Raw genomic sequence first — 2894 nt, forward strand, 5'->3', positions numbered from 1 at the left:
GGGGCAGGGGCAGGGGCAGGCGCCGGCGAAAATCCTTCGCGTGCGACCGGGCCGTTCCCTAGGGTCATGGACATGCACCTCCCGGTGCGAAGGCGGCGGCTCCTTCCTTTCCCGAAATGTGCCGCAGCCACTGATGATCTCGGGAGGCGCGAGCGCCGGGGTGCCCGGTGCGCAGGCGACGGATACTTCTGGATCCGAGGGTTGCGGGTTCGAGTCCCGCCCGGCTCCGGCCGGTAGCTCGATCGGCGAGAGCATCGGACTGTTCCCGTCGCCGACTCCTGATCTCGGGCACCCCGTTCCGCCGCCGCGTCCTTCCCCAGGAATTCGGGGGAATTCTTCGCATGGCCCGTTTCAACTTCCGTACCCACAGGTCCCGGCACGCCGGTTCCGTGCCCACCTCGCCCGTCGCGACGACCGGTGCGCTCGCACCCAACCACCAGGGCGGCACCGGGCACGTGCGCGACGCCCGCTCCGAGCTCTTCCTGCTCGCCGTCGCCGACTTCGTGGCCCAGGAGACCTCTTACGAGGGCGGGGACCAGCGCGACGACCGGTTCGCCGCGCTCGTGCGCCGCCTCGCCGTGGAGGACCCCACCTGGACCGCGGGGCTGCTCCACTGGCTGCGCCGCGACGGGCGGATGCGGACCGCCTCGCTGGTCGGCGGCGCGGAGTACGTGCGGGCGCGGCTGACGGCGGGCCGCACCGAGGGACCCACGAACCGGCAGGTCATCGACTCCGTTCTGCTGCGGGCCGACGAGCCGGGCGAACTGCTCGGCTACTGGACGTCCCGCTACGGGCGAGCCCTGCCCCAGCCCGTGAAGCGGGGCATCGCCGACGCCGTGCGCCGCCTCTACACCGGACGGGCTCTGCTGAAGTACGACACCGCGTCCAAGGGTTACCGCTTCGGCGACGTACTCCATCTGGTGCACGCCGCGCCCGACCCCGCCAAGCCCTGGCAGGGCGAGCTGTTCCGGTACGCGCTGGACCGCCGGCACCGGCCGGAAACCGCCGTGCCGCCCGCCGCCGACCGCACCCTGAGCGCCCACCGGGAGCTGATGGAGCTGCCGGTCGCCGAGCGTCGCACCGTCGTCACCGGACCCGGCGGCGCGGAGCGGCTGGCCGAGGCCGGCATGACCTGGGAAGCGCTGGCAGGCTGGCTCCAGGGCCCGATGGACGCCGCGGCGTGGGAGGCGGTGATCCCGTCGATGGGCACCATGGCCCTCGTCCGTAACCTCCGCAACTTCGACGAGGCCGGGGTGCGGGACGAGGTCGCGGCGACCGCCGCGGCCCGGATCAGCGACCCGGAAGCCGTCGCCGCGTCGGGTCAGTTCCCCTTCCGCTACCTCGCCGCGTACCGGCACGCGCCCTCGCTCCGCTGGGCCCACCCGCTGGAACGGGCCCTCGGGCACTCGCTGGGCCAGGTCCCCGCGCTCCCGGGCCGCACCCTGGTCCTGGTCGACCGTTCCGGTTCGATGGGCGCGCCGCTCTCCGAGCGCTCCCGGCTGAACCGGGCCGACGCCGCGGCCGTCTTCGGCGCGGCGCTGGCGCTGCGCTCCGCCGACGCGGACCTGGTCCAGTTCGGCACGAGCAGCGCGCCGGTGGCCTTCCGCGGGGGCGAGTCCGTGCTCCGGGTCCTGGACCGCTTCGGGAACCTGGGCGGCACGAACACGGCGGAGGCGGTGCGGCGGCACTACCGGGACCACGACCGGGTACTCGTCGTCACCGACGAGCAGGTCGCGGACACGCGCCGTGGCGACGCGACCCGGAGCGTTCCGGACACGGTGCCCGTCTACACCTGGAATCTGGCCGGATACCGGCTCGGCCATGCCCCGTCCGGCGAAGGAAACCGCCACACGTTCGGGGGTCTTTCCGACGCGGCGTTCCGCATGGTTCCGCTGCTGGAGGCGGGAGGAAGCGCTGACTGGCCGTGGTGAGCGCTGATTACGAATCCGGCACGTCTGGGGCCTTGGGCGCCGACGGGCATGGCGTAGGGCCTTCGCAGGGCGCATACTCGACTTAATGAAACAGTCAGCCCGGCGTCACCTGCCTTCCAGTCCCTTCAACCGCCCGGCCCAGGAGGCCCCACCGGTCGAATGCTTCGATGTGGGCGACAGGGTGTCGCACGACCAGTTCGGGCTCGGCAGGATTCTTGCTGTCGAGGGCGACAACGACGCGGTCCTCATCGACTTCTCGGGGCGACAGGGAAGGATCCTGAGCCCGTACTCCAAATTGACCAAGCTCTGAGACGCGAGACGAGCACGAGCAGCGTCCGTCTTCTCCGGATCCGGGGCGCCTGAATCACTTCAGGCGCCCCGGACTCCGTTGCGGCCCTCCGGAGAGGGCCCACGGCGGCTACAGGGACTTGGCGGCGGGCTTCACCATGCCCCGCACGGTGCGCGACTTCACGAACTCGCCCATCCCCGTCATCTCCCACTCGCCGGTGAACTGCTTGATGAGCTTGGCCATCATCACGCCGGTCTGCGGCTCGGCGCCGGTGAGGTCGAAGCGGACCAGTTCCTCGCCGGACGCGTCGTCGATCAGCCGGCAGTAGGCCTTGGCCACCTCGTTGAACTTCTGGCCGGTGAACGAGTTCACCGTGAAGACCAGGCCGGTCGCCTCGGCGGGGATCCGGCCGAGGTCCACCATGATCACCTCGTCGTCGCCCGCGCCCTCACCGGTGAGGTTGTCGCCGGAGTGCTTGATCGCCCCGTTCAGGATGGTCAGCTTGCCGAAGTAGCAGCTGTCCAGGTGGTTGCGGTTGGGGCCGTAGGCGATCACCGACGCGTCCAGGTCGATGTCCTTGCCGCGGAACGCGGGCTCCCAGCCCAGGCCCATCCTGACCCGCGAGAGCAGCGGTGCGCCGCCCTTGACCTGTCTCTTATACACAATCTCCGAGC

Annotated in this window: 3 protein-coding genes; 2 read left to right on the forward strand and 1 reads right to left on the reverse strand. The window is 71.1% G+C overall.

What is annotated here, in order from left to right:
* Positions 1–341: 341 nt before the first annotated feature.
* Positions 342–1931, forward strand: coding sequence for a TROVE domain-containing protein (locus HET64_RS37925; RefSeq protein ID WP_215111768.1), 1590 nt, complete (start codon positions 342–344; stop codon positions 1929–1931).
* 85 nt (positions 1932–2016) lie between these two features.
* Positions 2017–2241: a hypothetical protein gene (locus HET64_RS39515; protein ID WP_032752687.1), complete on the forward strand. Its 225-nt coding sequence runs from the start codon at positions 2017–2019 to the stop codon at positions 2239–2241.
* A 108-nt stretch (positions 2242–2349) separates the two neighbouring features.
* On the opposite strand, the gene HET64_RS37935 is transcribed toward HET64_RS39515, so the two are convergent.
* On the reverse strand, positions 2350–2894 hold a 545-nt coding region (locus HET64_RS37935; RefSeq protein WP_215111769.1), incomplete at its 5' end, for a TerD family protein.

Origin of the sequence: Streptomyces sp. McG3 (assembly GCF_018619185.1) — a bacterium.
Classification (GTDB): domain Bacteria; phylum Actinomycetota; class Actinomycetes; order Streptomycetales; family Streptomycetaceae; genus Streptomyces.